Source organism: Mesorhizobium sp. M5C.F.Ca.ET.164.01.1.1, assembly GCF_004792125.1.
In the GTDB taxonomy this organism is placed as follows: domain Bacteria; phylum Pseudomonadota; class Alphaproteobacteria; order Rhizobiales; family Rhizobiaceae; genus Mesorhizobium; species Mesorhizobium wenxiniae.
This window is the reverse complement of sequence record NZ_SRTG01000451.1, coordinates 1-305: the sequence shown is the minus strand read 5'-3', so window position 1 is coordinate 305 and position 305 is coordinate 1. Positions and strand designations below refer to the sequence as shown.

General features: G+C 56.1%; 1 protein-coding gene. It reads right to left on the bottom strand.

All coding sequences use genetic code 11. The features are described 5' to 3' along the window. On the bottom strand, positions 1–274 hold a 274-nt coding region (locus tag EN807_RS36245), incomplete at its 3' end, for a hypothetical protein (protein WP_135938072.1). Positions 275–305: the final 31 nt, after the last annotated feature.

Sequence of the window (305 nt, the reverse complement as noted above, 5' to 3'; positions counted from 1 at the left end):
GGCGCAGCGTCGAGGCAGAGACGCCGGCCGATTTCGCCGCCTCCGCCACCTTGTAGCGTACCGGCGTGGCATTGCTCATGAGCCGAATATTCCCGGTTGGTTGTCTCTCAGCCCTGTTCAGGACCATCGCCGAAAACGGCGGCGGTTTGAAGCCGAAAACACCGCTTGCATTCTTGCAGAAAAAATGTAGGAAGTTTGTACATGCCTTGAAGAAATTATGCAAGACATCAAAATCCCACCCAAGAGCGCAGGAGCGCATGATGGCCGCGACCACCCTCACTGACCGCAAGAATGCAGCGATTTCC